The sequence below is a fragment of the Xanthomonas sp. DAR 34887 genome (assembly GCF_041245805.1).
Taxonomy (GTDB): Bacteria; Pseudomonadota; Gammaproteobacteria; order Xanthomonadales; family Xanthomonadaceae; genus Xanthomonas_A; species Xanthomonas_A tesorieronis.
This window is the reverse complement of sequence record NZ_CP162490.1, coordinates 3,884,700-3,909,849: the sequence shown is the minus strand read 5'-3', so window position 1 is coordinate 3,909,849 and position 25,150 is coordinate 3,884,700. Positions and strand designations below refer to the sequence as shown.

The 25,150-nt window shown below is 69.6% G+C and carries 26 protein-coding genes, 5 tRNA genes and 1 other RNA gene; 22 read left to right on the top strand and 10 right to left on the bottom strand.

Annotated elements, in window-relative coordinates:
• The first annotated feature begins 107 nt into the window (after nt 1-107).
• The 6 genes from lon (at nt 108) to AB3X08_RS16440 (ending at nt 5,638) form a co-directional block, all read left to right on the top strand.
• Nucleotides 108-2,582 carry an endopeptidase La gene (gene lon / locus AB3X08_RS16465; RefSeq protein ID WP_369933891.1) on the top strand — a complete coding sequence of 825 codons (2,475 nt, stop codon included), beginning with the start codon at nt 108-110 and terminating at the stop codon, nt 2,580-2,582.
• Nucleotides 2,583-2,810: 228 nt separating this feature from the next.
• Nucleotides 2,811-3,083, top strand: coding sequence for an HU family DNA-binding protein (locus AB3X08_RS16460; protein ID WP_009607753.1), 273 nt, complete (start codon nt 2,811-2,813; stop codon nt 3,081-3,083).
• Nucleotides 3,084-3,094: 11 nt separating this feature from the next.
• A tRNA-Val gene (locus tag AB3X08_RS16455) sits at nt 3,095-3,169 on the top strand.
• Nucleotides 3,170-3,196: 27 nt separating this feature from the next.
• Nucleotides 3,197-3,273, top strand: a tRNA-Asp gene (locus AB3X08_RS16450).
• A 116-nt stretch (nt 3,274-3,389) separates the two neighbouring features.
• Nucleotides 3,390-3,466: transfer RNA gene (locus tag AB3X08_RS16445), tRNA-Asp, on the top strand.
• Nucleotides 3,467-3,646: 180 nt separating this feature from the next.
• A complete protein-coding gene (locus AB3X08_RS16440; RefSeq protein ID WP_369933890.1) occupies nt 3,647-5,638 on the top strand; it encodes a peptidylprolyl isomerase in 1,992 nt (663 codons plus the stop codon).
• 859 nt (nt 5,639-6,497) lie between these two features.
• Here AB3X08_RS16440 and AB3X08_RS16435 read toward each other — a convergent pair.
• Both AB3X08_RS16435 and gloB read right to left on the bottom strand, forming a co-directional pair.
• Nucleotides 6,498-7,721: a lytic transglycosylase domain-containing protein gene (locus AB3X08_RS16435; protein WP_369933889.1), complete on the bottom strand. Its 1,224-nt coding sequence runs from the start codon at nt 7,719-7,721 to the stop codon at nt 6,498-6,500.
• Nucleotides 7,718-8,485: a hydroxyacylglutathione hydrolase gene (gloB, locus tag AB3X08_RS16430; protein ID WP_369933888.1), complete on the bottom strand. Its 768-nt coding sequence runs from the start codon at nt 8,483-8,485 to the stop codon at nt 7,718-7,720. The genes AB3X08_RS16435 and gloB overlap by 4 nt, the downstream gene beginning before the upstream one ends.
• 12 nt (nt 8,486-8,497) lie before the next feature.
• On the opposite strand from gloB, the gene AB3X08_RS16425 reads away from it, so the two are divergent.
• Genes AB3X08_RS16425 through dnaQ form a run of 3 tightly spaced genes read left to right on the top strand, consistent with a single transcriptional unit; the run spans nt 8,498 to nt 10,399 of the window.
• Complete coding sequence (locus AB3X08_RS16425) at nt 8,498-9,157, top strand: methyltransferase domain-containing protein (RefSeq protein ID WP_369933887.1); 660 nt, start codon at nt 8,498-8,500, stop codon at nt 9,155-9,157.
• Between the two features lie 13 nt (nt 9,158-9,170).
• Nucleotides 9,171-9,629 carry a ribonuclease HI gene (gene rnhA, locus AB3X08_RS16420; RefSeq protein ID WP_184411650.1) on the top strand — a complete coding sequence of 153 codons (459 nt, stop codon included), beginning with the start codon at nt 9,171-9,173 and terminating at the stop codon, nt 9,627-9,629.
• 32 nt (nt 9,630-9,661) lie between these two features.
• Nucleotides 9,662-10,399, top strand: a complete 738-nt coding sequence (gene dnaQ / locus AB3X08_RS16415; RefSeq protein WP_369933886.1) for a DNA polymerase III subunit epsilon — start codon at nt 9,662-9,664, stop codon at nt 10,397-10,399.
• 33 nt (nt 10,400-10,432) lie between these two features.
• On the opposite strand, the gene AB3X08_RS16410 is transcribed toward dnaQ, so the two are convergent.
• The gene (locus AB3X08_RS16410; protein WP_184411648.1) at nt 10,433-11,137 is read right to left on the bottom strand and encodes a PP2C family protein-serine/threonine phosphatase; all 705 of its coding nucleotides are present in this window, start codon (nt 11,135-11,137) and stop codon (nt 10,433-10,435) included.
• A gap of 206 nt (nt 11,138-11,343) precedes the next feature.
• On the opposite strand from AB3X08_RS16410, the gene AB3X08_RS16405 reads away from it, so the two are divergent.
• Nucleotides 11,344-11,434: transfer RNA gene (locus tag AB3X08_RS16405), tRNA-Ser, on the top strand.
• 117 nt (nt 11,435-11,551) lie between these two features.
• On the top strand, nt 11,552-11,956 hold the full coding sequence (locus AB3X08_RS16400) for a DUF6165 family protein (protein ID WP_179570641.1): 405 nt from the start codon (nt 11,552-11,554) through the stop codon (nt 11,954-11,956).
• Nucleotides 11,957-12,017: 61 nt separating this feature from the next.
• Here the strand turns inward: AB3X08_RS16400 and AB3X08_RS16395 are convergent, their stop codons facing one another.
• Together AB3X08_RS16395 and AB3X08_RS16390 are read right to left on the bottom strand one after the other, a co-directional pair.
• The gene (locus tag AB3X08_RS16395; RefSeq protein WP_369933884.1) at nt 12,018-12,275 is read right to left on the bottom strand and encodes a DUF2798 domain-containing protein; all 258 of its coding nucleotides are present in this window, start codon (nt 12,273-12,275) and stop codon (nt 12,018-12,020) included.
• A 196-nt stretch (nt 12,276-12,471) separates the two neighbouring features.
• Complete coding sequence (locus tag AB3X08_RS16390; RefSeq protein WP_369933883.1) at nt 12,472-13,521, bottom strand: glycosyltransferase family 9 protein; 1,050 nt, start codon at nt 13,519-13,521, stop codon at nt 12,472-12,474.
• A 20-nt stretch (nt 13,522-13,541) separates the two neighbouring features.
• Between AB3X08_RS16390 and AB3X08_RS16385 the strand changes: the two genes are divergently transcribed.
• The 7 genes from AB3X08_RS16385 to AB3X08_RS16355 are packed head-to-tail and all read left to right on the top strand — an operon-like array spanning nt 13,542 to nt 17,687.
• Nucleotides 13,542-14,291 (top strand): 3-deoxy-D-manno-octulosonic acid kinase, encoded by a 750-nt coding sequence (locus AB3X08_RS16385; protein ID WP_369933882.1) that lies wholly within the window; start codon nt 13,542-13,544, stop codon nt 14,289-14,291.
• The gene (locus tag AB3X08_RS16380) at nt 14,291-15,046 is read left to right on the top strand and encodes an MBL fold metallo-hydrolase (protein ID WP_369933881.1); all 756 of its coding nucleotides are present in this window, start codon (nt 14,291-14,293) and stop codon (nt 15,044-15,046) included. Before AB3X08_RS16385 ends, AB3X08_RS16380 begins: the two co-directional genes overlap by 1 nt.
• The gene (moaA, locus tag AB3X08_RS16375; RefSeq protein WP_369933880.1) at nt 15,043-16,083 is read left to right on the top strand and encodes a GTP 3',8-cyclase MoaA; all 1,041 of its coding nucleotides are present in this window, start codon (nt 15,043-15,045) and stop codon (nt 16,081-16,083) included. Before AB3X08_RS16380 ends, moaA begins: the two co-directional genes overlap by 4 nt.
• Nucleotides 16,084-16,088: 5 nt before the next feature.
• On the top strand, nt 16,089-16,466 hold the full coding sequence (locus AB3X08_RS16370) for a DUF4440 domain-containing protein (protein ID WP_369933879.1): 378 nt from the start codon (nt 16,089-16,091) through the stop codon (nt 16,464-16,466).
• Between the two features lie 31 nt (nt 16,467-16,497).
• A complete protein-coding gene (moaC, locus tag AB3X08_RS16365) occupies nt 16,498-17,013 on the top strand; it encodes a cyclic pyranopterin monophosphate synthase MoaC (RefSeq protein WP_369933878.1) in 516 nt (171 codons plus the stop codon).
• The gene (locus AB3X08_RS16360; protein ID WP_369933877.1) at nt 17,010-17,255 is read left to right on the top strand and encodes a MoaD/ThiS family protein; all 246 of its coding nucleotides are present in this window, start codon (nt 17,010-17,012) and stop codon (nt 17,253-17,255) included. The genes moaC and AB3X08_RS16360 overlap by 4 nt, the downstream gene beginning before the upstream one ends.
• A gap of 3 nt (nt 17,256-17,258) precedes the next feature.
• Nucleotides 17,259-17,687 (top strand): molybdenum cofactor biosynthesis protein MoaE, encoded by a 429-nt coding sequence (locus tag AB3X08_RS16355; RefSeq protein ID WP_369933876.1) that lies wholly within the window; start codon nt 17,259-17,261, stop codon nt 17,685-17,687.
• Nucleotides 17,688-17,791: 104 nt separating this feature from the next.
• Here the strand turns inward: AB3X08_RS16355 and ffs are convergent.
• Both ffs and AB3X08_RS16345 read right to left on the bottom strand, forming a co-directional pair.
• Nucleotides 17,792-17,888: signal recognition particle sRNA small type (ffs, locus tag AB3X08_RS16350), an RNA gene on the bottom strand.
• 99 nt (nt 17,889-17,987) lie between these two features.
• Nucleotides 17,988-18,080: transfer RNA gene (locus tag AB3X08_RS16345), tRNA-Ser, on the bottom strand.
• 212 nt (nt 18,081-18,292) lie between these two features.
• Between AB3X08_RS16345 and dnaX the strand changes: the two genes are divergently transcribed.
• The 4 genes from dnaX to AB3X08_RS16325 all read left to right on the top strand — a co-directional run bounded on the left by dnaX (nt 18,293) and on the right by AB3X08_RS16325 (nt 21,618).
• Nucleotides 18,293-20,164 (top strand): DNA polymerase III subunit gamma/tau, encoded by a 1,872-nt coding sequence (dnaX, locus tag AB3X08_RS16340; RefSeq protein WP_369933875.1) that lies wholly within the window; start codon nt 18,293-18,295, stop codon nt 20,162-20,164.
• Nucleotides 20,165-20,170: 6 nt separating this feature from the next.
• Complete coding sequence (locus tag AB3X08_RS16335; protein WP_003479775.1) at nt 20,171-20,491, top strand: YbaB/EbfC family nucleoid-associated protein; 321 nt, start codon at nt 20,171-20,173, stop codon at nt 20,489-20,491.
• Nucleotides 20,492-20,581: 90 nt separating this feature from the next.
• Nucleotides 20,582-21,193 (top strand): recombination mediator RecR, encoded by a 612-nt coding sequence (gene recR, locus AB3X08_RS16330; RefSeq protein WP_369933874.1) that lies wholly within the window; start codon nt 20,582-20,584, stop codon nt 21,191-21,193.
• 77 nt (nt 21,194-21,270) lie between these two features.
• On the top strand, nt 21,271-21,618 hold the full coding sequence (locus tag AB3X08_RS16325; protein ID WP_369933873.1) for a histidine triad nucleotide-binding protein: 348 nt from the start codon (nt 21,271-21,273) through the stop codon (nt 21,616-21,618).
• A 108-nt stretch (nt 21,619-21,726) separates the two neighbouring features.
• Here the strand turns inward: AB3X08_RS16325 and AB3X08_RS16320 are convergent, their stop codons facing one another.
• Genes AB3X08_RS16320 through AB3X08_RS16310 form a run of 3 tightly spaced genes read right to left on the bottom strand, consistent with a single transcriptional unit; the run spans nt 21,727 to nt 25,149 of the window.
• On the bottom strand, nt 21,727-22,254 hold the full coding sequence (locus AB3X08_RS16320) for a Slp family lipoprotein (RefSeq protein ID WP_179570652.1): 528 nt from the start codon (nt 22,252-22,254) through the stop codon (nt 21,727-21,729).
• On the bottom strand, nt 22,251-24,200 hold the full coding sequence (locus AB3X08_RS16315) for a transglutaminaseTgpA domain-containing protein (protein WP_369933872.1): 1,950 nt from the start codon (nt 24,198-24,200) through the stop codon (nt 22,251-22,253). The genes AB3X08_RS16320 and AB3X08_RS16315 overlap by 4 nt, the downstream gene beginning before the upstream one ends.
• Nucleotides 24,193-25,149 (bottom strand): DUF58 domain-containing protein, encoded by a 957-nt coding sequence (locus AB3X08_RS16310; protein WP_369933871.1) that lies wholly within the window; start codon nt 25,147-25,149, stop codon nt 24,193-24,195. The genes AB3X08_RS16315 and AB3X08_RS16310 overlap by 8 nt, the downstream gene beginning before the upstream one ends.
• Nucleotide 25,150: the final 1 nt, after the last annotated feature.

Genomic DNA, 25,150 nt, shown 5'->3' with positions numbered 1-25,150 from the left:
GGCTTTTTTGCTGCCCTTGCATCGTCCAGCCGATGGCCCCATAACGGGGCCATCGGCATTTTTATGCCCGCCTTTTCCGCATTCCCGCACCCCACATCGGAACCCTCATGGCCCAGTCCAAATCCGAAGTCCTCGACCTGCCGGTCCTGCCGTTGCGCGACGTCGTGGTCTTCCCGCACATGGTCATCCCGCTGTTCGTCGGCCGCGACAAATCGATGCGCGCGCTCGAGCACGCGATGGAGGCCGACAAGCGCATCCTGCTGGTCGCGCAGAAGTCCGCCGAGACCGACGATCCGGCGGCGGCGGACCTGTACAACGTCGGCACCCTGGCGCAGGTGCTGCAATTGCTGAAGCTGCCCGACGGCACCATCAAGGTGCTGGTCGAGGGGCTGTCGCGGGTCAGCGTCGACAAGGTGGTCGAACGCGATGGCGCGCTGCAGGGCGAAGGCAGCGAGATCGATGCGGCCGAGTCGCGCGAGGAGCGCGAGGTCGAGGCGATCGCGCGTTCGCTGATGTCGCTGTTCGAGCAGTACGTCAAGACCAACCGCAAGCTGCCGCCGGAACTGCTGCAGACGCTGTCGGGCATCGACGAGCCGGGCCGCCTGGCCGACACCATCGCCGCGCACATTGGCGTGCGCCTGGCCGACAAGCAACGCCTGCTGGAAACGCTGGAAGTGGGTGAGCGGCTGGAGATGCTGGTCGGCCTGGTCGACGGCGAGATCGACGTGCAGCAGCTGGAGAAGCGCATCCGCGGCCGGGTCAAGTCGCAGATGGAGAAGAGCCAGCGCGAGTACTACCTCAACGAGCAGATGAAGGCGATCCAGAAGGAGCTGGGCGACCTGGACGACGCGCCCGGCGAGCTGGAAGAGCTGGCGCGCAAGATCGCCGAGGCCGGCATGCCCAAGCCGGTGGAGACCAAGGCCAAGGCCGAGCTCAACAAGCTCAAGCAGATGTCGCCGATGTCGGCCGAAGCCGCGGTGGTGCGCAACTACCTCGACTGGCTGCTGGGCGTGCCGTGGAAGAAGCGCAGCAAGGTGCGCAAGGACCTGAAGGTCGCGCAGGAGACGCTGGACGCCGATCACTACGGGCTGGAGAAGGTCAAGGACCGCATCCTCGAATACCTCGCGGTGCAGTCGCGGGTGAAGCAGATGAAGGGGCCGATCCTGTGCCTGGTCGGCCCGCCCGGCGTCGGCAAGACCTCGCTCGGTCAGTCCATCGCCAAGGCGACCAACCGCAAGTTCGTGCGCATGTCGCTGGGCGGCGTGCGCGACGAGGCGGAGATCCGCGGGCATCGGCGGACCTACGTCGGCTCGATGCCGGGCCGCATCGTGCAGAACCTCAACAAGGTGGGCAGCAAGAACCCGCTGTTCGTGCTCGACGAGATCGACAAGATGTCGATGGACTTCCGCGGCGATCCGTCCTCGGCGCTGCTGGAAGTGCTCGATCCCGAGCAGAACAACGCGTTCAACGACCACTACCTGGAAGTGGATCTGGACCTGTCCGAAGTGATGTTCGTGGCGACCTCCAACTCGCTGAACATCCCCGGCCCGCTGCTCGACCGCATGGAGGTGATCCGCATCCCCGGCTACACCGAGGACGAGAAGCTCAACATCGCCATGCGCTACCTGGTGCCCAAGCAGCTGAAGGCCAACGGCCTGAAGGGCGACGAGCTGGAGATCGCCGCCGACGCGATCCGCGACATCGTGCGCTACTACACGCGCGAGTCCGGCGTGCGCAACCTCGAGCGCGAAGTCGCCAAGATCTGCCGCAAGGTGGTCAAGGAACTGGCGCTGGCCGGTCCGCAGCCGGTGCTGGCCAAGAAGACGCCGGCGAAGAAAGGCGCTGCGGTTCGCAAGGACAAGGCGCGGGTCAGCGTCGGCTCCAAGAACCTGGACAAGTACCTGGGCGTGCGCCGCTTCGATTTCGGCCGCGCCGAGGAGCAGAACGAAGTCGGCCTGGTCACCGGCCTGGCCTGGACCGAAGTCGGCGGCGATCTGCTGCAGATCGAATCGACCCTGGTTCCGGGCAAGGGCGCGGTGATCCTCACTGGCCAGCTTGGCGACGTGATGAAGGAATCGGCCTCGGCGGCGCTGTCGGTGGTGCGTTCGCGCGCCGAGCGGCTCGGCATCGAGGTCGACTTCCTGCAGAAGCACGACGTGCATTTGCACGTGCCCGATGGCGCCACGCCGAAGGACGGCCCCAGTGCCGGCATCGCGATGGTGACGTCGCTGGTGTCGATGCTGACCAAGGTGCCGGTCAAGGCCGATGTGGCGATGACCGGCGAGATCACCTTGCGCGGCCGCGTGTCGGCAATCGGCGGACTCAAGGAGAAACTGCTGGCGGCGCTGCGCGGCGGCATCCGCACGGTGATCATCCCGGAAGAGAACCGCAAGGATCTGGCCGACATTCCGGAGAACGTCACCCGCGACCTGAAGATCGTGCCGGTGAAGTGGATCGACGAAGTGCTCGACCTGGCACTGGAGACGCCGCTGAAGCCGAAGGCCGCGGCCGCTGCCGAGGGCGAGCCGGAGCGGCGCAAGCCCAAGCCGAAAGCGTCCTCGAACGCGCGCGTCAAGCACTGAAGGGCGCTGAACCGCGCCCGCCCAAGCGGCTCAAACCCGCGCCGTTGCTGGCTTTTCGGCTTGCGCGGGTGGGAGGCCGCTGGTATAAATGCACGACTTGCGAGCACTGCGAACGCGCGTGCTTGGTAGTGAAAAAATCAATCGGGGCCTCGTCGCAGACGAGGCAGGCCAAGCCGACACCCGATCCTCAATTCCGCGGTTTTCTGCCGCACATGGAGTCATCAAGCAATGAATAAAGCCGAACTGAACGACGCTATCGCCGCCGCTGCGGATATCTCCAAGGCCGAAGCCGGTCGCGCCGTCGACGCCTTCGTGTCCGAAGTCACCAAGGCGCTCAAGAAGGGCGACAGCGTGACCCTCGTTGGCTTCGGCACCTTCCAGGTGCGCGACCGTGCCGAGCGCACCGGCCGCAACCCGAAGACCGGCGACTCGATCAAGATCGCCGCGTCGAAGAATCCAACTTTCAAGGCTGGCAAAGCGCTGAAGGATGCCGTAAACTAATCGACTCGCTAGGGTGCTTAGCTCAGCGGTAGAGCGTCTCCTTTACACGGAGAGGGTCGGGGGTTCGAAACCCTCAGCACCCACCAGAGCACCGAGCGGCAAGTTTCAAAAGCGGAGTGGTAGTTCAGTCGGTTAGAATGCTGGCCTGTCACGCCGGAGGTCGCGGGTTCGAGTCCCGTCCACTCCGCCAGTTGTACCGAAGCCCCTGAGAAATCGGGGGTTTCGTTTCTCGAAGCATCCGCCGCGCCTTGCGTCGTGCAGATCCCCAGAGATTGCGGGCCTCGTGCCTGCCTCCGTTCAAAAAGCGGAGTGGTAGTTCAGTCGGTTAGAATGCTGGCCTGTCACGCCGGAGGTCGCGGGTTCGAGTCCCGTCCACTCCGCCAGTTTTGTACGCGAAACCCCCGAGCGATCGGGGGTTTCTTTTTTTCCGCCGTGCCTCGCCGGCGACCGCCATGTGGGCCGCGGATTTTGCGCGGGCGCATGCCCCGGAGCACGCCATTCCGCCGCAGGGCGTGAAGCGGGTTAAACTGCGCGGCTCGCCAACAGGCCTCGGTTCCCAACCAATGCTGCAGAAACTCCGCGAAAAGACCTCGGGCTGGATCGCCACCGCGATCATCGGCCTGTTGATGATTCCGTTCCTGTTCGTCATCGACAGCAGCTACCTCGGTGGCGTCGGTGCCAACAACGTCGCCAAGGTGCAGGCGCCGCCGTCGTGGTGGTCGTCGGCACCGTCGTGGTGGCCGGTGTCGTTCCTGTGGCGGCACCACGAGGTGAGCACCGAGCAGTTCCGCGCGCGCTTCGAGGAAGCGCGGCAGCAGGCGCGCGAGCAGCAGGGCGAGAACTTCGATCCGCGCGAGTTCGAGAGCGCCGACAACAAGCGCAAGGTGCTCGACCAGTTGATCGACGAGCAGGTGGTGAAGCTGGCCGCCGAGCAGGCGCACGTGGTGGTCGGCGATGCCGCTGTCCGCGACTACATCTCTACCATTCCGGCATTCCAGAACGACGGCAAGTTCGATCCGCAACGCTACCGTCTGGCGCTGGCGTCGGCCACTCCGCCACGCACGCCGGCGATGTTCGACCAATTGGTGCGCGATGGCCTGCAGCAGTCGTTGATCCCGGCCGCGTTGCAGGAATCGGCATTCGCGACCAAGCAGGAAACCGAGCGCCTGCTGAAAATGCTGGGCGAGACCCGCGACGTCGAACTGGCGCTGTTGCCGGAACAGCCGGCCGACACCACGCCGGTCAGCGATGCGCAGGTGCAGCAGTGGTACGACGCGCACCAGGCCGATTTCAAGCAGCCGGAGCGGGTGTCGATCGAATACGTCGAACTGGACGCGAGCAAGTTGCCGCCGTCCAAGCCGGCCGACGAGGCGGTGCTGCGTAAGCGCTACGAGGACGAGAAGGCCCGCTTCGTCGAGCCCGATCAGCGCCTGGCCTCGCACATCCTGATCAGCGCCGGCAAGGATCCCGCGTCGCAGAAGGCCGCCGAGGCCAAGGCCGCCAAGCTCGCGGCCGAAGCCAGGCAGCCCGGCGCCGATTTCGCCGCGCTGGCCCGTGCCAATTCCGAGGACCCGGGCTCCAAGAACGCCGGCGGCGATCTGGGCTGGGTCGAAAAGGGTGTGATGGTCAAGCCGTTCGAGGACGCCTTGTTCGCGATGAAGGCCGGCGACATCGTCGGTCCGGTGAAGAGCGAGTTCGGCTACCACGTGATCCAGCTGCGCGAGGTCAAGGGCGGCCAGGGCAAGAGCTTCGAGCAGGTGCGCGACCAACTGGCCAGCGAGCAGCTGCAGGCCGACAACGAGAAGGTCTACAGCGATCTGAGCGGCAAGCTGGTCGACCTGGTGCTGAAGAACCCGACCGCGCTTGCGCCGGCGGCCAAGGAAGTCGGCTTGCCGGTGCAGACCCTGGGGCCGTTCTCGCGCGCCGATGCCAGCGGCGTCGCCGCGCAGCCGGCGGTGCTGCGTGCGGCGTTCTCCGATACGCTGGTGCAGGACGGCACGGTCAGTGATCCGATCACCCTGGGCCCGAACCACAGTGTGCTGATCCGCGTCACCCAGCACCTGCCCGAGCAGACCCAGCCGCTGGCCACGGTGCGCGAGCAGGTGGTGGCGGCGGTGCATGCCGATCGCACGGCCAAGGCGGCCGCGGCGAAGGCCGACGCGCTGCTGGAGAGGCTGCGCAAAGGCGAAACGCTGCAGGCGCTGGCCGGCCCGGAGAAGCTGCAGATCAACCCGATGCCGGGGCTGCCGCGCACCGTGCCGATGCCGAGCCCGGAAGCCAACCGCGCGATCTTCAGCGCGCCGCTGCCGGCCGCGGGCAAGCCGTCGGTGGGCAAGGTCGAGCTGTCGGCGAACGGCATGCCGGGCGCTGCCAAGCGCTACGCGCTGTTCGTGCTCAACAAGGTGAACCCGGGCGACCTGAGCAAGGTGCCGGCGGAACAGCAGGCGACATTGAAGCAGCAGCTTGGCCAGATCGAAGGCGCCGCCGCGGCCAAGGCCTACGTCGACGCGATGCGCAAGCGCTACAAGGTCAGCGTGCAGGAAGCGAATCTGTAATCGCTGCGTCCGCCGATGCGTGATGCGAACAAGCCCGGCCCTGCCGGGCTTGTTCGTTTCTGGATCTTTCGCCGGGGAGACCGGTCGGCTCGATGCGCGCATCGACGTGCCGCGCGAGCGCATTGCCGTGATGCGGTTGTGCCGGAATGGGGCACGGAGCCGCTGGAAGAAAATTCCGCGCTGCGTGTGGCGCCTTCATACGTGTGTTGATGAGCCGCATCAGCAGGCAGCGCGCGCAGCGCGTGCGCGACTGATAGAGACTCGCCACATGCCAGGAATGCGTTGGAGTCTTCTCAGCGCTTCCTTGCTGTGGGGAGCGGTTCCGCGTGGCGTAAAGCCATCCGTCGTGAGGTTGTCGGTAACGCCCGTCGCGCCTGAAAGGGCATCTCTAATAGCTCGGTCCGGAAGCCGCACGCTGCGTGTGTCGACGGCGTATCGTTTTCCTGTCGCGGCTGAAGCCGCTCCTACAAGAGCACGGCGCGCTTGTTGTAGGAGCGGCTTCAGCCGCGACAGGAGGACGAAGTGGCCGTGATGCCAAGGCATCCATGGGGAAAAACGCGTCAGCATGCGACCGACCCATCGCCGATGCACGCTGCCACTTCTGAGCATCTCGAACGCCTCGATGCCGCTCCAGAGGGTACGGCGCGCACGTTGTAGGAGCGGCTTCAGCCGCGACAGGAGGGCGAAGTGGCCTTGATGCCAAGGCATCCATGGGGAAAAACGCGTCAGCATGCCACCGACCCATCGCCGATGCGCGTTGCCAGTTCAGAGCATCTCGAACGCCTCGATGCCGCACCTGCTGCCTGGGGCCTGCCATGTTGCAGCGCCGCCATCGCAGTCCCGCCGCAGCGGAACCGGCCTATTCCTCGTAGCTCAGCACCATGCCCGGGCGCAGCACGCTGCGCGCGGACAGGCCGTTCTTCGCCAGCAACGTCTGCACGGTGATGCCGTAGCGCTTGGCGATGGTCCAGGCGGTGTCGCCGTCGCGGACGGTGTGGGTATGTCGCGCCGCGGGCGTGCGCTGGCGCATGCGTGGCGGTATGGGTTCGGCGATGCTGGCGACGGTCCGCGTTGCCGGCGCTTCGGCCTGCTGCGGTTGCGCCGCGGCCATGGCATCGGCAGCGGCGGTGGCGGCGCTGCCGCCGTTGCCGACCGGCGCCAGGACCGGCAGCGCGCGTTTCTTGTTGCGCAGGCCGCCCAGCGCCGGATTCAGCCGCGCGACCTGGTTGCCCTGCAGCGCCTGCTGTTGCGCCCACTCGTCCAGCGCCATGCCGGCGGGCAGGGTGCGCGCCTGCAGGATCGGCACCTCGCGGTCCAGCGAGGCCATCCATTCGTCGCGGGTCTGCGCCTGTTCCAGCACGCACGCCAGCGCATGCAGCTTCTCGACGTAGGCGTAGGTGATCGGCGACAGTCCCGGCAACTTGGCTGGCTGCGCGTTCTGCGCGTTCATGCCGGCGCGGCGCATGGACTGCAGCACGCGGTACTCGCCGGCGTTGTAGGCCATGATCGCCAGGCGCCAGTCGCCGCCGAACATGCCGTGCAAGGTCTTCAGGTAACGCACCGCGGCGCGGGTGGAGTCCACCGCGGACAGGCGGCCGTCGTAGCCGCCTTCGACCGGCACGTCGTGGTTGCGGGCGGTGTCGGCGATGAACTGCCACAGTCCGGCCGGACCGCCGCTGTTGCGCGCGGCAGGGCGGTAGCCGCTCTCCACGAACGGGATCAGCGCGAATTCGGTAGGCAGGTCGGCGGCGCGCAATTCGTCCACCACGTAGCCGAACAGCGGCAGCACGTCCTCGTCCTCGTTGGCCAGCCGCGCCGGCGCGCGCGCGAACTGCTGCTTCCAGCGCGCATCGGTGGCGCCGCCATCGCATTGCGCGTCGGCCAGCCCGTCGCGGAAGTTGGCGAGAATGGTGTGGCCGTTACGCGTGGTCGCTGGCGGCAGCGCCGCGGCGTCCATCGGCAATACGTTCAGTCCGGCGACGGTCTGCTCCAGCGCCGCCCCGACCGGTGCGGCCGCGCCCGCGGAAGGGGACGCCGACGCGAGCGCCAGGGTCAGCGCCGCGGTCAAACACAGCGACCTCATGCGCGGAAATCGTCTTTCCAGCGCCTCAATTCGGCGAATACTTCCACTTCGTCGCGCGCGCCGCGGCCGAGCCGGGCGCCGACCGCCTGCTGGATCGCCGCCGAGGCGGTGCGCAGGAACGGATTGGTCGCCATTTCGCTGGCGAGACTGACGGGAACAGTGGGGCGGGCAGCATGACGCATGGCCTGGACTTCCTGATGGCGCTGCCGCAAGGCAGCGTTGGTGGGATCGACCGTGACGGCGAATGCCGCATTGGCCAGGGTGTATTCGTGTCCGCAACACAGCAGCGTGGCGCCGGGGAGGGCGGCCAGCCGTTGCAGCGAACCCAACATCTGGGAGGGCGTACCTTCGAACATGCGTCCACAGCCTAGGCTGAACAGCGTATCGCCGCTGAACAGATGACCGTGGCCGACATAGGCCACGTGCGAACGGGTATGCCCCGGCACGAACAGGGTCCGGAACTCCCATTGCAGCACCTGGACCGCCTCGCCGTCGGCGACGCGCTGGCTGGCGAACGGGATCCGCGGCTCGTCCGCCGGGGCATACACCGGCAGGTCCGGCCAGCGCTCGCGCAGGGCCGCCACGCCGCCGATGTGGTCGTCGTGATGGTGGGTCAGCAGCACCGCGGCAGGTTGCAGCCCTTGCGCGGCGGCTTCCAGCACCGGCTCGGCCTGGCCGGGGTCGACCAGCACGGCGCGGCCGTCCGCGGCGGCGATCGCCCAGATGTAATTATCCTGGAATGCGGGCAGGGCGATCAGTCGCATAGAATTGGCACCATGCCTGCCACCCCGTTCCCCCGTCAAGCCGCCGTCTCATCCTGGTTTGATACGGTGGTGGCGCAGCAGCTGCTGCAGGCCGAGCAGCCGTTGATCCTCGACGCCTTGCTCGGACGCCCTGCGCAGCCCTGGTTGTGGCTGGCGCCGGTGCCATTCGCGCCGCTGGCGCGCGAGCTGCCGGGGCGCGGCGTGCGCCTGCACCGCACTGCGCGCGGCTACGCCGGCGACCTGGTATGCACGCTGCCGCTGCCGTTGCCCTCGGAAAGCGTCAACGCGATCGTGCTGCAGCATGTGCTCGGCACCGATGCCGCGGCGCTGCTGGAGGAATGCGAGCGGGTGCTGATGCCGGGCGGCCGGATCTGGCTGTACGCGCTCAACGCGGTCAGCCCGTACCGGCTGCGCTGGCGGCGCCAGGGCCTGGTGGCGCGGCCGCCGGGCAGCTGGCGCGGGTTGATGCAACAGGCCGGGTTGCCGTGCACCGATCCGCCACGCTACCTGGGGCCGGTCTGGCCGACCCGCGGCGGCGTCGGCTCGGCGATCTCCGGCGCGCCGCTGCGCGCGGTGTGCCTGCTGCAGGCGGAAAAGCGCACCGCCGCCGGCATCGGCCCCATTCCGCTGCGCGCGCCGGTACGCTGGCGCGGTTCGACCGCCTCCATCTGATTCCTGGACGTACATGAAGACTGTTGAGATCCATACCGACGGCGCCTGCCTCGGCAATCCCGGCCCCGGCGGCTGGGCCGCGCTGCTGCGCTACAAGGGCCTGGAGCGCGAAGTCGCCGGCGCCGAGGCGCACACCACCAACAATCGCATGGAGCTGATGGCCGCGATCATGGCGCTGGAAACGCTCAACGAGCCGTGCCAGATCGTGCTGCATACCGATTCGCAGTACGTGCGCCAGGGCATCACCGAATGGATGCCGGGCTGGGTGCGGCGGCAGTGGAAGACCGCCGGCGGCGATCCGGTCAAGAACCGCGATCTGTGGGAGCGGCTGCATGCCGCCGCGCAACGGCACAGCATCGACTGGCGCTGGGTCAAGGGCCATAGCGGCGATCCGGACAACGAGCGGGTGGACGTGCTGGCGCGCAACCAGGCGCTGCGGGTGCGTGCCGGCGGCGCGGCGGTCGCGTCCTGATCCTTTCCACGCCTCATCCTGCAGCGAGCCCCATGCGTCAGATCATCCTCGATACCGAAACCACCGGCCTGGAATGGAAGAAGGGCAACCGCGTCGTCGAAATCGGCGCGGTGGAACTGCTCGAGCGCCGTCCCAGCGGGCGCAACTTCCACCGCTATCTGCGCCCGGACTGCGACTTCGAACCCGGCGCGCAGGAAGTCACCGGCCTGACCCTGGAGTTCCTCGCCGACAAGCCGGAATTCCACGAGGTGGCGGACGAGTTCCTGGCGTTCATCGACGGCGCCGAGCTGATCATCCACAACGCCTCGTTCGATCTGGGCTTCCTCGACTACGAGCTGTCGCGGCTGGGCGCGTCCTACGGGCGCATCCTCGACCGTGCCACGGTCATCGACACGCTGCTGCTGGCGCGCGAGCGCTTCCCCGGCCAGCGCAATTCGCTGGATGCGCTGTGCAAGCGGCTGGGCGTGGACAATTCGCACCGGCAGCTGCACGGCGCGCTGCTCGATGCGCAGATCCTCAGCGACGTCTACATCGCGCTGACCTCGGGGCAGGAGGAGATCGGCTTCGCCCTGGCCGACGAGCGCAGCAGCCACGCCGACGGCCAGCGCGCGGCATTCGACATGGCGACGCTGCTGCCGCGGCCGCGGGTACTGCCGACGGCGTCGGAACTGGAAGCGCATCAGGCGCGGCTGGAAAAGCTGCGCAAGAAGGCCGGGCGCGCGTTGTGGGACATCGAGGAGCCGGCGCTGGCCGAGGCCGTGGCCGGCTGAGCCGCCGCGGCGCCGGGCGCGCGGCGGCCGGGTTCAGTGGCAGCGCACCAGGATCGCGGTGATGTTGTCCGAGCCGCCGCCGTCCAGCGCGGCCGCCACCAGCGTATCCACGCATTCCTGCGCGCTGCAGTCGTCGTGGCCGAGGGTGGCGGCGATGCCGCGGTCGTCCACTTCTTCGGTCAGCCCGTCGCTGCACAGCAGCAGTTGCATGCCCGGGCGCAGTTCGCCGGTCATCGTGGCCACGTTGAGGTGCAGCGGGTCGGTGACGCCCAGCGCCTGGGTGACCACGTTGCGGTGCGGATGCGCGCGCGCCTGCTCGGCGGTCAGCGCGCCCTGCGCGATCAGTTCCTGTACGTAGCTGTGGTCCTGGCTGAGCTGGGCCAGTTTGCCGTCGCGCCACAGGTAGGCGCGGCTGTCGCCGACCCAGGCCACCTCGAAACGGTTGCCCTGCACGCGCGCGGCGACCACGGTGGTGCCCATCGGCAGGGTGTCGTTGCGCCGGCGCGAGGCGCGGATGATCTCTTCGTCGGCAATGCGGATCGCCTGCGCCAGCGGCGTGCCGCCGCGCACCTCGCGGACGATGGCCTCGCGCGCCAGGGCGCTGGCCACCTCGCCGCAGGCGTGGCCGCCCATGCCGTCGGCGACCAGCCACAGGCCGAGCTCGTTGTCGCCGTAATAGGTGTCCTCGTTGAGTTCGCGGCGCAGGCCGACGTGGGTGAGATGTCCGAATTCGATCATTGCGCGCCCACGGCCGGCCCGGCTTCCTGTCAATCAAACGGCATCATCGCGGCCAAGCGGACATCAGGCAATCGCTGGCCGCGCCGCGGGGCAGGCGGGGTTCATGGCGCTGTGCGGGTCGAGGCCGGGCCGCCCGGCGACGCGGCGCTTGTCCGCGCGCGGCGGGAACCGTATGATGCACGCCCCCGGTCCGCCGGGGACCACCCGGGAAGGTGGCAGAGCGGTTGAATGTACCTGACTCGAAATCAGGCAGGCGTTTATAGCGCCTCGGGGGTTCGAATCCCCCCCTTCCCGCCAGATTTCAAAGGGCCCCGTCAGGGGCCTTTTGTTTTTGAAAGCCACGGCCACGCTGCGCCGACATGGCTTTAAGGCCTGCTCGTTACACTTCCTCTCAACTCTCGCCTGGGTGTGCCCATGTCCGAAATCCTCGTCCCCGTGTCCTTCGGCGAACTGCTCGACAAGATCGCCATTCTGCAGATCAAGTCCGAGCGCATCGGCGATGCGGCCAAGCTGGCCAATGTGCGCGCCGAGCTCTCGGCGCTGGAAAAGACCTGGATGGCGCATCCGGCCGCCAGCGGCGACGTCGCCCGCCTGCGCCTGGAGCTGAAGGCGGTCAACGAGCGCCTGTGGGTGATCGAGGACGAAATCCGGATCAAGGAGAAGGCGCAGGCCTTCGACGAGGAGTTCATCAAGCTCGCGCGCAGCGTGTACTACGAGAACGACGAGCGCGCGCGGATCAAGAAGGAGATCAACCTGGCGCTGGGCTCCAGCTACGTCGAAGAGAAGTCCTACCAGGACTACCGCGGCGCGGCGTCCTGAGCGAAGCATCCGGGAGGCGTCGCCGCCTCCCGGTGCGGCCGTGCTGGCCGGGAACGGTGGATCAGGCGCGGGCGACCAGCAGTGCGGTCAGCCGGCGCACCAGCGGCAACGCCAGCAGCAGGGTGGGGAAGGCGATCAGCCACGACAACGCCCAGGCGCCCAGCCAGAGCGCGTACACGCCCGGCGCCAGACCGACCGTGCGCAGCGTGCTGATCATCGAGACCACGCAGGTCATCAGGATCGACAACAGCAGCGGCATCACCCAGCCGGCGTGGCGGGAATGCAGCTTGCGCGGGAAAAACCGAGGGGAACGGGACATGGTGCGAACTCCGTAAGCCGGTCGAAGCAAAGGCGCCACCCGCGGCGCCGAGGCGCTGACGGGAAACGGCCCCGGACGAGTCCGGCGCGGTTGGCGCGTTGCTTGACGTAAACGCTTACGGCGGCGTCCGCAGACCCAAGGGTGGCGAACGTGCGGGCGCATGGTAAGGCCGCGCTCGGCCTGCGCACAAGCCGGCCTACATGCCCTGGTCGGTGCGGTAGCGCTCGAACGCGGCGATCGCGTCGTCCACCCCGATCAACGCCATCACCGCGTCGAATTCGATCTTGCTGCCCCATTTCAATTGCTCGGCCGGTTTGCCGAGGAACTTGCGCGCCGCCGCGTCGTACTTGTCCACGCAGTAGCGGATGTCCGAATACGGGCCGCTGCGGCGCGGGTTGCTGGCCGCGTGCAGGCCCAGCACCTTGCTGCCCACGGCATTGGCGATGTGCATCGGGCCCGAGTCCGGGGTCATCACCAGCGCGGCACGCTGCAGCAGCGCCGGCAATTGCTTGAGCGTGTCGCGGCCGACCAGGTCGAGCAGCGGCGCGCGCGCGGCCGCGACGATGGCGTCGGCCGTGCTGCGCTCCAGGTCGCTGCGCCCACCGCACAGCACCACCCGCCAGCCCTGCGCGGCGGCGTGGTCGGCGACCGCGGCGTAGCGGTCGGCGTACCAGTTGCGGCGGACGTGGCTGGAACAGGGCGAGATCAGCAGCGCCGGGCGGCCGTCGTCGGGCCATTGCGCCCGCGCCCAGGCATGCGCGTCGTCGGGAATCGGCAGGTCCCAGCGTACCTCGGTCTGGCGCAGGCCCAGCGGTTCGCAGAAGCTGCCGATGGCGTCGAGCACGTGGATGCCGGGGCGGTCGGGGATGCGTTCGTTGACGAACAGGCCGTGCAGGTCCTTGGAGCGGCTGCGGTCGTAGCCGATGCGGCGGCGCGCGCGAACGAACGCGGACAGCACGTTGGCGCGCAGCGCCACCTGCATCTGCAGCAGCGCATCGAAGCCCTGCGCCGGCAGTTCGCGGCGCAGCGCGCGCATGCCGGCCAGGCCGCTGCGCTTGTCGTAGTCGTGGAAGATCACGCCGGGCAGGCCGTCGAGCAGCTTGTGTCCGGCCTTGTCGATGATCCAGTGCAGCGGCGGCGCGGCGGGCCAGGCGCGCTGCAGGGTGCGCACCAGCGGCACCACATGGGTCACATCCCCCAGCGCCGACAGGCGCAACAGGCACAGCGAAGGGAGCGTTGCTGCCATGGTGTTGTTAGACTCGCTGAATGGTTGCATTCGACGCCACCGAAGCGCTGACGCCGTACCGCGAGGGCCGCGGCTATGGCGCCATTCTGTTCGACCGCCAACGGCTGCGGCAAGCCGAGCCGGCGCTGTTTTCGGCCGCGTACTGGGCCGAGCGCGCGCGCCCGGTGGACGAGGGCGGCCGCGGCGGCGCCTGGTTCGTCGACGCCCCGTTCGGCGCCAGCGTGCTGCGCCAGTACCGGCGCGGCGGGGTGGTCGCCAAGCTCAGCCGCGACCGCTACCTGTGGACTGGTGCCGACCGTACCCGCAGCTTCGCCGAGTTCCGGCTGATGCGCGCGTTGATCGCGCGCAAGCTGCCGGTGCCGCGGCCGCTGGCCGCCTGTTATCTGCGCCAGGGGCTGCGCTACCGCGCCGCGATCCTGATGGAGCGGCTGGAAGGGGTGCGTTCGCTGGCCGATCGCGCGCATGTGGCCGGCCGCGGCGCGCCGTGGGAAGAGACCGGGCGGCTGATCGCGCGCTTCCACCGCGCCGGGCTGGATCACGCCGATCTCAACGCGCACAACATCCTGTTCGATGGCAACGGCCGCGGCTGGATGATCGATTTCGACCGCGGCGTGCTGCGCATCCCGGCCACGCGCTGGCGCGAGCGCAACCTCAAGCGCCTGCACCGTTCGCTGTTGAAGTTGCGCGGCGAGCGCAGCGTGGACGAGGTCAACAAGGACTACGCGCGCCTGCGCCGCGCCTACGATCTGGCCTGGAGCCGGGGTTACTGATGGCCTGGGCGCTGCGCTTCCAGGGCGTCGGCAATGCCTCGGCGGTGGAACTGGGCTCGCCGATGGCCACGATCGAGCGCGATGGCGCGCCGTGGCTGAGCATCGATTGCGGCGGCGAGGGCCTGAGCGCCTACCAGGCGCAATACGCGGCGATACCGCAGGCGCTGTTCGTGACCCATGTGCATCTGGACCACGTGGCGGGGTTCGAACGGCTGTTCGTCGACGCCTATTTTTCGGCGCGGCGCGGCAAGGTGCGGGTGTACGTGCCGGCGCCGGTGCTGCCGCTGCTGCATCGCCGGATCGGCGACTACCCGAACGTGCTGGCCGAGGGCGGGGCCAATTTCTGGGACGCGTTCCAGCTGATCGCGGTCGGCGATGCGTTCTGGCACGACGGGGTGCGGCTGGAGGTGTTTCCGGTGCGCCACCACTGGCCGGACACCGCCTACGGGCTGCGCCTGCAGGGCGCGCTGGTGTGGAGCGGCGATACCCGGCCGATCCCGGAAATGCTGAGCCGTTATGCCGGCGACGGCGAACTGGTCGCGCATGACTGCGGTCTTCACGGCAACCCGTCGCATACTGGGGTGGATGACCTGGAGCGGGAATATCCCGCCGAGTTGCTGCAACGCATGATGCTGTACCACTACGCCAGCGCCGAGGATGCCGAGGCCTTGCGCGCCCGCGGGCACCGCGTCGCGCGGCCGGGCGAATGCGTGGCGCTGGACACGCCGCGCGCGCCGCAGGTGCCGGCGCCGTGAGCGCGGTGCTGCGCCCGCCGTTGCCGCTTGCTCCGGCCGCGCCGCTGGATCGGTTGCGGCGCCCGCTGCGCGACCTGCGTCTGTCGGTGATCGAGGCCTGCAATTTCCGCTGCGGTTATTGCATGCCGGCCGACAAGGTGCCCGACGATTACGGCTTCGATGCGGCCTCGCGGCTGTCGTTCGACCAGATCGAGACGCTGGTGCGCGGCTTCGTGCGCAACGGCGTCAACAAGCTGCGCCTGACCGGTGGCGAGCCGCTGCTGCGCCGCGACCTGCCCGAACTGGTGCGGCGTCTGGCGCGCATTCCCGGCCTCGACGATCTGGCCATGACCACAAACGGTTCGCTGCTGGCGCGGCACGCGCAGGCCTTGCGCGATGCCGGGTTGCGTCGGGTCACGGTAAGCCTGGATGCGATCGACGCGGCGACCTTCCGGCGCATGTCCGGCGATCGCGGCGAGGTGGCGCAGGTGCTGGCGGGCATCGACGCGGCGGTGGCGGCCGGGCTGGGGCCGGTGAAGATCAACTGCGTGGTCCAGCGCGGCATCAACGACGATCAGGTGCTGCCGCTGTTGGCGCACTTCCGCGGCAGCGGCCACGTGTTGCGTTTCATCGAATACATGGACGTGGGCACCTGCAATGCCTGGCGCCGCGACCGGGTGGTGCCTTCGGCGGAATTGCATGCGCGTATCGCCGAACGTTGGCCGTTGCGCGCGCTGGACCCGCACTACGCCGGCGAAGTCGCCGCGCGCCATGCCTTCGTCGACGGCGGTGGCGAGATCGGCTTCGTCAGTTCGGTCAGCGCGCCGTTCTGCGGCGATTGCCATCGCGCGCGCGTATCGGCCGACGGCCAGCTCTATACCTGCCTGTTCGCCGCCGCGGGCACCGATCTGAAGCCGGCCCTGGCCGGCGGCGAGGACGCATTGGCCGAGCGCGTGCGGGCGTTGTGGAGCCAGCGCGCCGATCGCTACAGCGAACTGCGCGGCGATGCGCGGGCGGCGCGCGGCAAGCACGTCGAGATGTTCCTGATCGGCGGATGAGCGAAATGGACGCGTCGCTGAAGCAGCGGTTGTTCGCGCTGGAGCTGGAATTGCTGGAGCCGGCGACGCGTGCCTCGGCGACGCGGTTGTCGGCGCTGCTCGACGAAGCGTTCGTCGAATTCGCTGCGTCCGGGCGATGCATCGACAGGCAGGCGCTGCTGCAGGAATTGCCGGCAGAGGCCGGCGCGGTCCGCTATCGTGCGTTCGATTTGAACGCGTGGTTGCTGGCGCCAGATCTGGCGCAGTTGCGCTACCGCAGCGAGCGCCGCGATGGCGATGGCGCGCCGGTGCGGCATGCGCTGCGCAGTTCGCTGTGGCGCTGCCGCGATGGCGAATGGCGCATGCTGTTCCACCAGGGTACGCCGATTCCCGGCGCCGCCTGAGCATGGTGCCGTGGGAGCGGCAACGCAGTCTATGAGCGAAGAAAAGGCCAAGTACGCCGCTGCGGTCGGCAACACGCTGACCCATCTGGACCCGCAGGGGCTGCCGACGATGGTGGACGTCTCGGCCAAGGCCGTCACCGCGCGCGTCGCCGTGGCCGAGTCGCGGATACGCTTTCCGGTCGCGGTGGCCGCGCAACTGCGCGCCGACGCGCTGCACAGCGCCAAGGGCGGCATCGTCGACACGGCGGTGATCGCCGGCACCATGGCGGTCAAGCGCACCCACGAACTGATCCCGTTCTGCCATCCGCTGCCGATCGACGGCTGCCGTTTCGCGATCGACTGGGCCTCGCCGCAGGTACTGCGCATCGAATGCACGGTGCGCACCGCGCACCGCACCGGCGTGGAGATGGAGGCGCTGACCGGCGCCAGCGTCGCCGCGCTGACCGTCTACGACATGTGCAAGGCGCTGACCCATGCGATGACGATCGGCCCGGTACGCCTGCTTGCAAAGCGCGGCGGCAAGCGCGACGTCGGGAGCGCGGCATGAGCGTGCGCGTGACGGTGCTGTATTTCGCCAGCCTGCGCGAGGCGGCGGGCCTCGAGCGAGAACAGGTGCAGACCGCGGCTGCCGACCTGCGCGCGCTGTATGCCGAGCTCGATGCGCGGCATGGCCTGCGTTGGCCGCCGCAGCGCCTGCGCGTGGCGGTGGACGGCGCCTTCGTGGGCTGGGACGACGCGCCGCGCGAGGGCAGCGAAGTGGTGTTCATTCCGCCGGTCTCGGGAGGCTGACCGATGTCCGCCACGCACCGCTTCCATCTCGCCGACAGCGCCCTCGACATCGCCACGCTGCGCGCGCCGCTGGCGCATGCGCAGGCCGGCGCCTACGCCAGTTTCGAGGGCTGGGTGCGCGACCACAACGATGGCCGCGCGGTCGATGGCCTGCGCTACGAGGCGTACGCGCCGCTGGCCGAGGCCGAAGGCCGGCGCATCGCCGACGAAGCCTTGGCCCGCTTCGACATCCTCGACCTGCGCTGCGTGCATCGCATCGGCGACTTGGCGATCGGCGACCTGGCGGTGTGGGTGGGCGTAGCCGCGGCGCACCGCGGCGCCGCCTTCGACGCCTGCCGCTACGTCATCGACGAGGTCAAGGCGCGGGTGCCGATCTGGAAGCACGAGCGTTACCGCGAGGGCGACGCCGGTTGGTTGCATCCGGAGGCGTAGCGCCCGCCGTGTCAGCCGCAGGGTGGCCGACGACCAGGCGCGAGCCGCGCGACAGGCACCGCGAATCGGCCCGCGCGGCTTTATCTTCGGAAGTAAGGGTGGCGACCCCGCCGGCTGACCTCGGCGCCCGCGTCGATCGATACCGTTGCTGCCTTCCGGCCCTGGCGGGGTTTTCGATCTAGCGTCGCGAGGGGCCGACGGGGCCACCATAGAGACGAAACCGCGCCGAGGCGCGGTCTTTCCCTTTGAATGCTTTCGCCAGCGGCGAAGCCATTCTGCGAGGGAAGCGCAATTCGAATCTGGCGGAGAGAGGGGGATTCGAACCCCCGAAGCGCGGTTTAGACGCTTACACACTTTCCAGGCGTGCTCCTTCAACCACTCGGACACCTCTCCGGGATCTTGCCCGGGCCAACGGTCCGGGCAAGGGCGGGAATTCTACCCGCCGTGCTCGTCATCCACAAGGCGATCGCTGCGCGGAGCCGGGCGCCGCCGGCCATGCGCGCGGCGCCGGATGCGCGGGCGCTGCGGCCGGCGTGCGGTGGCCGCTGAACGATCCGCCGCGCCCGGCGTGGCACAATGGCGGTTCAGATGAAGACGGTTGCCTGATGTCCTATCTCGTTCTCGCCCGCAAGTGGCGCCCCAAGCGTTTCGCCGAGCTGGTGGGGCAGGAGCACGTGGTCCGCGCGCTCACCAATGCGCTGGACAGCGGGCGCGTGCACCACGCGTTCCTGTTCACCGGCACCCGCGGCGTCGGCAAGACCACCATCGCGCGGATCTTCGCCAAGTCGCTGAACTGCGAGCAGGGCACCGGCGCCGACCCGTGCGGGCAGTGCCCGGCGTGCCTGGACATCGACGCCGGCCGCTACATCGACCTGCTGGAGATCGACGCCGCGTCCAATACTGGCGTGGACGACGTGCGCGAGGTGATCGAGAACGCGCAGTACATGCCCTCGCGCGGCAAGTTCAAGGTGTACCTGATCGACGAAGTGCACATGCTGTCCAAGGCGGCGTTCAACGCGCTGCTGAAGACGCTGGAAGAGCCGCCGGAGCACGTCAAGTTCCTGCTCGCCACCACCGACCCGCAGAAGCTGCCGGTGACGGTGCTGTCGCGCTGCCTGCAGTTCAACCTCAAGCGCCTGGACGAGGAGCAGATCCAGGGGCAGATGACCAGGATCCTGGCCGCCGAGCAGATCGAGGTCGATGCCTCGGCGATCGTGCAGCTGGCCAAGGCCGCCGACGGCAGCCTGCGCGACGGCCTGTCGCTGCTGGACCAAGCCATCGCCTACGCCGGCGGCGCGCTGCGCGACGACGTGGTGCGGGCGATGCTGGGCACGGTCGACCGCACCCAGGTCGGGGCGATGCTCGAGGCGCTGGCCGATGGCGACGGGCAGCGGCTGCTGCAGGTGGTCGCCGGGCTGGCCGAGTTCTCGCCGGACTGGGGCGGGGTGCTTGAAGCGTTGGCCGAGGCGCTGCACCGCATCCAGGTGCGGCAGCTGGTGCCGGGCGCGGCGGTGACGGGCGTGGACGGGCTGGATCCGGCGCCGTTCGCCGAGCGCCTGCGTCCGGAAATCGTGCAGCTGTGGTACCAGATGGCCTTGAACGGTCGCCGCGATCTGTACCTGGCGCCGAGTCCGCGCGCCGGGTTCGAGATGGCGGTACTGCGCATGCTGGCGTTCCGTCCGGCCGGCGCGGCGCCGTTGCCGGCCGCGTCCGGGTCGGGTACCACGGAAGGCCGTGCGCCTGCGGCGCCCGTGGCCGCGGCGCCTGCTGCCGCTTCCGCCAGCGTCGCCGCGCCGTCGGTTGCCGCGATGCCCGCGCCCGCCGCACCGATGATGGCGCCGGCGCCGACAGCGGCTGCGGTCGCCGCCAGGTCGACCCCCGCGCCTGCACCGGTCGCAGCGTCTGCGGTGCTGGATCCGCCGTGGGAAACCGCGGCACCGGCACCTGCGCAGGCAGCGCCGCCCGTTGCGAACACCGCTCCAGTCGCGCCGACTCCCGCGTCCTCGCCCGAGCCGGAAATGGCGATGGTGCCGCCGCTGGCCGTCGCCGAGCGCGCGCCGGCCGAACCCGCCGCGCCGCGCGTGCTGCACGCGGCCGAGGACTGGCTGGAACTGGTCGCCGATTGCGGCCTGACCGGGCCGTCGCGGCAGCTCGCCGCCAATTCGGCCTTCGTCAGCCACGCCGACGGCGTGCTGCGGCTGTCGCTGTCGCCGGGCTTCGAATACCTGCAGTCCGAGCGCTCGCTCGGCGAACTGGCCGCGGCGCTGGCCGATGCGCTGGGCAGCCGGCCGAAGATCGTGATCGAAAGCGGCATCGCGGTCGATGCCGAAACCCTGCACGAGCGCTCGCACCGGCAACGCGGCGAGCGCCAGAGCGCGGCCGAGACCGCGTTCCTGCACGACCCGGCGGTGCAAGCGCTGATCCAGCAGCAAGGCGCGCGGGTCGTGCCCGATTCCATCCGCCCCTACCAAGAGTAATCAAGCATGCGTGGGAACATCGCCCAATTGATGCAGCAGGCGCAGAAGATGCAGGAGAACCTGCAGCGCGCCCAGGAAGAACTGGCCCAGCTGGAAGTCACCGGCAGCGCCGGCGGCGGCATGGTCAGCGTGACCCTGACCGGCGCCAAGGAGTGCCGCAAGGTGCGGATCGATCCGAGCATCCTCTCCGACCAGGAGATGGCCGAGGATCTGATCGCCGCCGCCTTCAACGATGCCTCCAACAAGATCGACGCGGAGTCCAAGTCGCGGATGGGCGCGGCCACGGCCGGCATGCCGATCCCGCCGGGCATGAAGCTGCCGTTCTGAGGGGCCGGGATTCGGGATTGGGGATTCGCAAAGGCAAGAGCGAAGCCACTTCTTCCCGATCCCGGAACCCGACGTGCAAATCGCCAACTCATGTCTTCCCTGCTCGAACAACTGATCGAGGCCTTCCGGGTCCTGCCGGGCGTGGGCCAGAAGTCGGCGCAGCGCATGGCCTATCACGTGCTCGAGCGCGAGCGCGACGGTGGCCTGCGCCTGGCGAACGTGCTGGCCGAGGCGGTGGAGAAGGTCGGCCACTGCACGCAGTGCCGCGATTTCAGCGAGACCGAACTGTGCGCGATCTGCGCCAGCGCCGGCCGCGACCGCCAGCAGCTGTGCGCGGTGGAATCGCCCGCCGACCGCCTGGCGATCGAGCACGCCACCGGCTACCGCGGGCTGTACTTCATCCTGCAGGGCCGGCTGTCGCCGCTGGACGGCGTGGGGCCGCGCGAACTCGGCCTGGACCGGCTCGGCACGCGGCTGGCGCAGGGCGAGATCGCCGAATTGATCATCGCCACCAATTCCACCGTCGAGGGCGAGGCCACCGCGCACTATCTGGCGCAGCTGGCGCGCCGGCACGGGGTGCGCCCGAGCCGGCTGGCGCAGGGCCTGCCGCTGGGCGGTGAACTGGAGTACGTGGATCGCGGCACGCTGTCGCATGCGTTCGGCAGCCGCAACGAGGTTCCGCGCGGCGGCGCAGGCGAGTAGCGGCCCGCATCGCAACGCCTGTGTGCCACCGAATTCGGCTATAACGACTGCCCCTTTCCGCTGCGCGAGCCCGGTCCATGGACACCATCTTCGGCAAGATCATCCGCCGCGAAATTCCCGCGAGCATCGTGTACGAGAACGACGACGTGCTTGGCTTCAAGGACATCGCGCCGCAGGCGCCGGTGCACGTGCTGTTCATTCCCAAGCAGGTGGAGATTCCCACCCTCGACGATCTGGCGCCGGAGCAGGCCACGCTGGTCGGCAAGCTGGTGCTGGCCGCGGCCACCTACGCGCGCGAGCAAGGCCTGGCCGAAGACGGCTACCGGGTGGTGATGAATTGCCGCGAGCATGCCGGGCAGACCGTGTTTCATCTGCACCTGCACCTGCTGGCCGGCGCGCCGCTGGGTCGCTTCGGCACGCCCTGAACGGCCGCCGCCGCGCGATTCGTCGCGGCGCTCCCGGTCAAACGGAAAACGCCGCTTTTCAGCGGCGTTTTCTTCTCCATCATGGCACAACGCGTGCCATCGGACGCCTTACCACCAGCCGCGGCCCCAGCCCCAGCGCGGGCCCCACGGATCCCACGGGCCCCAGGGACCGTACGGGTAGGCGGGGACCACGTCGACCTGGCGCACCACCGGCCACAGGTAGACCACGTCGGCATCGATCTTGGGCAGGCGATAGTCGTATTCGCCGATGCGGGTGCTCTCGTAGCCGGCGACGTGGCCGATGAAGGTCACCTCGCGGCCGGGTTCGAACACTGCCGGGTCGTAGAAGCCGGAGCGGCAGGCGATGAAGCGGCCGTCGCTGGCGTCGGCCGAGTCGCTGTCCGGACGGCCGCTGGCGCTCAACGGCCGCGACAGCATCTGGAAGCAGGTCTGGCCCTGGCCGGGCTTGGTCTGGATGATCTTGCCGCCCCAGCGTACCGAGGTGCCGACCTGCTGGCCGGCGACCGAGTCGCGGGGGGTGACGGTGGCGAATTGGCCTTGCAGCGGCTTGGGTGCGGTCGCACAGGCGCCGAGGGCGAGAACGGCCAGGACGGGGAACAGCAGTCGGATCTTCATCGAGATGCTCCGGTGTGCGGACGGTGCCTGCGCAGGTCGCGCAACAATGAAGCCCTGTCCGAATCAGCGCCAGCGTAGCGCGAATCGGCGAAACGCTGGCTGAGCGAAAGCAACGCGTTTGCCTCCATCACCTGGTGCACACGCGACGCCCACACCAGCGCCGGTTCGTGCGCTTCGCGGCCCAGGCCGAGCCTGGCGTAACGCTGGCCCAACCGACGCCAGGCGCGCAGCAGCGGGTCGCGCTCGCGTTCGCCACGCGCCAGCAGCCACGCCATCCAGCCCAGCAGCAGCGCGGCGAAGCCGGCGAACAGGGCGACCAGTTGCGCCGGCTCCAGCTTGGCGATGCCGAGGTCGCTCAGCAGCCGCTGCTGGCGGTTGGCGTCGAAGGACAGCACCAGGTCGTTCCAGCCGCGGCGCAGCCAGTCGCCGACGTCGCGCAGGTGCCAGTCGGCGCTGCCGCCCTGGGCGTCGGCAGCGCCGCCGAGGCGGTCTTCCAATGTGTCGTAGATGCGTTCCGGGGCGACCGCGGCGGTCGGGTCCACGCGCACCCAGCCACGCGGCGGCAACCACACTTCGGCCCAGGCGTGGGCGTCCATGCGCCGCACCACCCAGTAGCCGCCGAACGGATTGCGGGTGCCGCCGGCATAGCCGGTGACCACGCGCGCGGGAATGCCGGCGCCGCGCATCAGCACCACGAAGGCGGAGCTGAAGTGTTGGCAGAATCCGGCCTTCTGCTGGAACAGGAATTCGTCCACGCCGTCGCGGCCGGGCAGCGGCGTCTCCAGCGTGTAGGCGAAGTCGCGGCGGATCCACTGCAGCGCGCGGGCGACGATCGCGGCGTCGTCGGCGCCGGCCTGCTGCCGCCATTGCCGGGCTAGCGCCAGGGTGCGTGGGTTGTAGCCGGGCGGCAGCGCCAGCGCGCGCTGGCGCTGCGCCGGCGCCAGCGTGGCCTCGAAGCGCAGCGGCGGCGCCGAGCGCAGGCGCCAGCGGGTCAGCGCGCCGAGCGGGCGTTCGGTCTGCAGGACGTAGTCGGCGGAGATGCGGGTGCCTTCCGGTGCCTGCAGCGGCAGGTCCAGCGCCACCAGTTGGCGGCGATCGGTCGGCTCGACCTCGATCTCGTAGTCCCACGTCGCCGCACCGGTCTGCACCGCAGGCGCGGGCAGGTAATCGTTGCCGCGTTGCGTGCGCCAGGTGCTGCCGTCGAAATCCCACAGCACCGGCCCGCGCCAGTAGCGCTGCGCCGGCGCCGGCACGCGGCCGAAGAACTGCACGCGCAGCGCCGGGGTGTCGTCGGCCATCAGGTCCAGCCACTGGCCCGGGCTCATCGTGTCCGACAGGCCAGGCCTCGCCAGCGCGCGCTCGGGCACGCCCCACAGCGGCGAGCCCAGGCGCGGGAACAGCCAGAACGCGGCCAGCGCCAGCGGCAGGCCCAACGCCAGCAGCCGGCCGACGCCGCGCAGCTGGCCGCGCAGCGGCGGCGCGGCGCTGTGCCCTTCCTGGTCGGCCAGGCGCTGCATGCACAGCAGCGCGGCGATCACCGCGGCCAACCCCAGCAGCATCGTGACCGGCCCCTGGTCCAGCAGGAACGCGGCGAACGGCGCGAACAGAGCGAAGCCGAGCAGGCTGCGCGCGTCGCGCAGGGTCTTCAGTTCCGACGGTTTGATCGCCAGCATCGCCGCGAGCATGGCGCAGCCGGTGTCGCGGCCGAAGCGCATGCCGACCTGCCAGTAGATCGCCGCCAGCATCGCCGCCACCAGCAGCAGGCGCAGCGCGGCCGGCAGCGGTCGCCAGGCCGAGCTGGCGCCGATCAGCAGCGCGGTCGCCGCGAACAGCAGCGCCAGTGCGCCGGGCAGCTGCAGCAGCAGCGGCAGCAGCGCCAGCAGGCCGGCCCCCAGCGCCCACTGGCGGCTGCCGTCGCGCAGCGCAGGCGAGCGCGGCTCAGCCATGCGGCAGCAGCGCCAGCGCGCGCAGGCACAGGTGCCGGTGCTGCGGACCGCGGCCCGGGCCCAGCGGCGGCTGCCCCGGCAGCAGCAGGCGGTAGCGGCGGCCGTCGCGCTCGGCCTCGTTGACCCAGCGCGCCAGCCGCGCGATGCGGCGCTCGTAGGGCAGCGCCGCCAGGGTGCGCCAGTCCAGTACCACGTCCACCCCGATCGGGCGTTCGTATTCGCGCACCAGCAGCGTGTCGCGGCGCGCCGAGTGCTTCCAGGAGATCGCGCGCGGCGCATCGCCGGCCCGGTACGGGCGCAATTGGTGCAGCTCTTCGCCGAGCGCGTGCAGGCGGGTCTGGGTCGGGGTGCCGTCGCCGTGCGGCAGCGGCGGCCCGTCGTGTTCGGGTTGCGGATAGACCAACAGCGGCGCATCGGGCCAGAACCAGGCCCAGGCGCGCAGCAGGCCCAGCGGCTGGGTGGTGGAAATGCGGATGCGCTGCAGGTCGAGCCAGCCGCGGCGTTCGGTGGGCAGTTCCAGGTCGGCTTCGGCGGCGCCGTCGCCGTGCAGGTCGAGGTAGGTGTGCCGGTCGGCATGGGCCACGCGCAGGCCGCGGCGGTGCCGGGCGTCGTCGGCGGCCAACGCCAGGCGCAGCCGCAGCGGCGTGCCGGCCGCGACCGGGTCTGCCGACAGCGCGTCCAGGCGCAGCCCCGACAACTGCAGGTGGGCGGCGATCGCGCTGGCGATGGCGGCCGCGCCGAGCAGCATCGCCAGCAACAGGGCAGGGTTGTTGTTGTAGTTCAGCGCGCCGAGCAGCATCGCGCCGAGCAGCAGCGCCAGGAAGCCGCCGAACGGCGTGGGCAGGATGTAGATCCGGCGCCGGTCCAGCCGCACCGGCAGCGGCTCGGGATCGCGCGGCCGCGCCAGCCGTGCCAGCGCCTGCCGCCCCTCGCGCAGCCGTGCGCGCATG